Origin of the sequence: Nonomuraea diastatica (genome assembly GCF_004349015.1) — a bacterium.
GTDB classification, from domain to species: Bacteria; Actinomycetota; Actinomycetes; order Streptosporangiales; family Streptosporangiaceae; genus Nonomuraea; species Nonomuraea diastatica.
The window spans coordinates 1-2,490 of record NZ_SMKP01000374.1 but is presented as its reverse complement, the minus strand read 5'-3'; the positions used below and the strand labels follow the sequence as shown (position 1 = coordinate 2,490).

Sequence of the window (2,490 nt, the reverse complement as noted above, 5' to 3'; positions counted from 1 at the left end):
TCCGTGGCTACCGGGTCGAGCTGGGCGAGATCGAGGCCGCTCTGCTGCGGGTGCCAGGAGTGTCCCAGGCTGCGGTCAACAAGGACCTGGTCGCCTACTACGTCGGCGAAGGGGTGGACGCGGCCGGTCTGCGCGAGCACCTTGCGGCCGAGCTTCCGGGTTATATGGTTCCGGCTGCGTTCGTCGCGCTCGAGGTCATGCCGTTGACCCCGAGTGGGAAGGTGGATCGGGCGGCGCTGCCCGCTCCGGACGGTGACGCTTTTGCCCGGGCAGGCTATGAGGAGCCCGAGGGGGAGATCGAGCAGACGATCGCCCGGGTGTGGGCGGAACTGCTGGGTGTCGACCAGATCGGGAGGCACGACGACTTCTTCGCGCTCGGCGGCCACTCCCTACTTGCGGTGTCACTGGTGGAACGTGTCCGTGAACACGGGATTGTCACCGGTGTGCGTACCGTGTTCGCTCATCCGACCGTCGCGGCCCTGGCCGAGGCCACTGTCACCGCCCCGGCGGATGCCGTCGAGGTCCCGGCCAACCTGATCGGCGAGGACACGGCGGTGATCACGCCGGACCTGCTGCCGCTGGTCGACCTCAGCCAGGAGCAGATCGATCGGATCGTCGCGCAGATCCCCGGCGGGACTGGGAACGTGCAGGACATTTACCCCCTGGCGCCGTTGCAGGAGGGGATGCTCTTCCACCATCTGATGGCGGAGAAGGCCGACGCCTACGTGCTGTCGAACGTCCTCGCCATCGACACCCGCGAACGCCTCGACGGCTTCCTGTCCGCGCTCCAGACGGTGATCGACCGGCACGACGTGCTGCGGACCTCGCTGGTCTGGGAGGGCATCTCCCGCCCGGTTCAGGTGGTGTGGCGGCAGGCGGAGCTGGCCGTCGAAGAGCTGGCCCTCGGTCCCGCTGGTGACGTGGACGCCCTTCACCACCGGATGGATCTCACCGAAGCGCCGCTGCTGCGTGCCTTCACCGGTTACGACGCGGAGAACGACCGCTGGTTGTTGATGATCCTCATGCATCACGTCATCGACGACAACACTTCACTGCAGACCATCGTCGGCGAGGTCGGCGCCGTGCTGGCCGGGCAGGCCGACCTGCTCCCGCCGCCGGTGCCCTACCGCGAGGTCGTCGCCCAGGCGGTCCTCGGCGTTCCCGAAGCCGAGCATGAGGACTTCTTCACCGGCCTGCTCGGCGACGTGGACGAACCGTGCGCGCCCTACGGAATCCTCGACGTCCATGGCGACGGCACAGACGTGACCGAGAACCGTTCGATGATCGACGCCGAGACAGCGGAACGGGTCCGGGCGTTGACCCGCCATGAGGGGGTCTCCGCGGCGTCGCTGTTCCACCTGGCCTGGGCGCTCGTCGTGGCCCGGCTGACCGGCCGCGACGATGCCGTGTTCGGGACCGTGCTGTTCGGTCGGATGAGCGGTGAGGGGAACCGGCGGGGCGTTGGGGCGTTCATTAACACCCTGCCGGTCCGCATCGCCCTGACGGGCCGGACCACCTCCGACGGGCTCGCGGACACGCACCGGCTGCTGACCGACCTCCTCCGGCACGAGCACGCCCCGCTCAGCCTCGCCCAGCGGTGCAGCGGCGTCCCGGCCGGCACCCCGCTGTTCACCAGCCTGCTCAACTACCGGCACAACACCGCGCCGGTCGAGACCGGCCATGCCGTGACCGACGCCTGGTCCGGCATCGAGGCGCTGTCCAGTCAGGAGCGCACCAACTACCCGCTCGTCGTCTCGATCGACGACGACGGCACGGGATTCGGTGTCGTGGCGCAGACCCGCACCCCGGTGGATCCCGCCGACGTCTGCGCGCTGCTGGTCCAGGCTCTCACCGAGTTGACCGCCGGCGATCGTGCGCTCGCTGAGCTGGACGTGTTGCCTGTGGCCGAGCGTTCAAGGCTGTTGGATGGTTTCAATCCGCAGGTCGAGGTGCCAGTGCCCGGCGTGACCACGGTCGATGCTCTGGTGTGGGCGCGGATCGAGGAGAGTCCGGATGCGGTCGCGGTGGTTCACGAGGGCCGGGGGATGACCTATGGCGAGTTGGGGGTGCTCGCTGATCGGGTGGCGGCCGGTCTGCAGAGTCTCGGGGTGGTGGCCGGTTCGCGGGTGGTGGTGTGTGCGGAGCGGGCGTTGGAGTTGCCGGCGATGTTGTTGGGGGTGTGGCGGGCTGGTGGCACGTATGTGCCGGTGGATCCGGGTTATCCGGCGGCGCGGATTGCGCAGGTGCTGGAGGATGCGGCTCCGGTTGTGGTGCTGGTCAATGGCTCGGTGACGGTGGATGTCGGGGTGCCGGTCCTGCATGTGGACGATGTCCCCGAACGTGCTGGGGAGCCTGTCGAGGGTGATGCGGCCTATGTGATCTATACGTCGGGGTCGACGGGTCGGCCGAAGGGTGTGGTGGTTGAGCACCGGCAGGTGTTGCGGTTGTTCGCGGCCACTGGTCATTGGTTCGGTTTCGATGCCACGGATA

1 protein-coding gene is annotated in these 2,490 nt (G+C 68.3%); it reads left to right on the top strand.

The genetic code is table 11. The features are described from left to right. Nucleotides 1–50: 50 nt before the first annotated feature. A partial coding sequence (locus E1294_RS51625; protein ID WP_342775168.1) for a condensation domain-containing protein occupies nt 51–2,490 on the top strand: 2,440 nt, incomplete at its 3' end.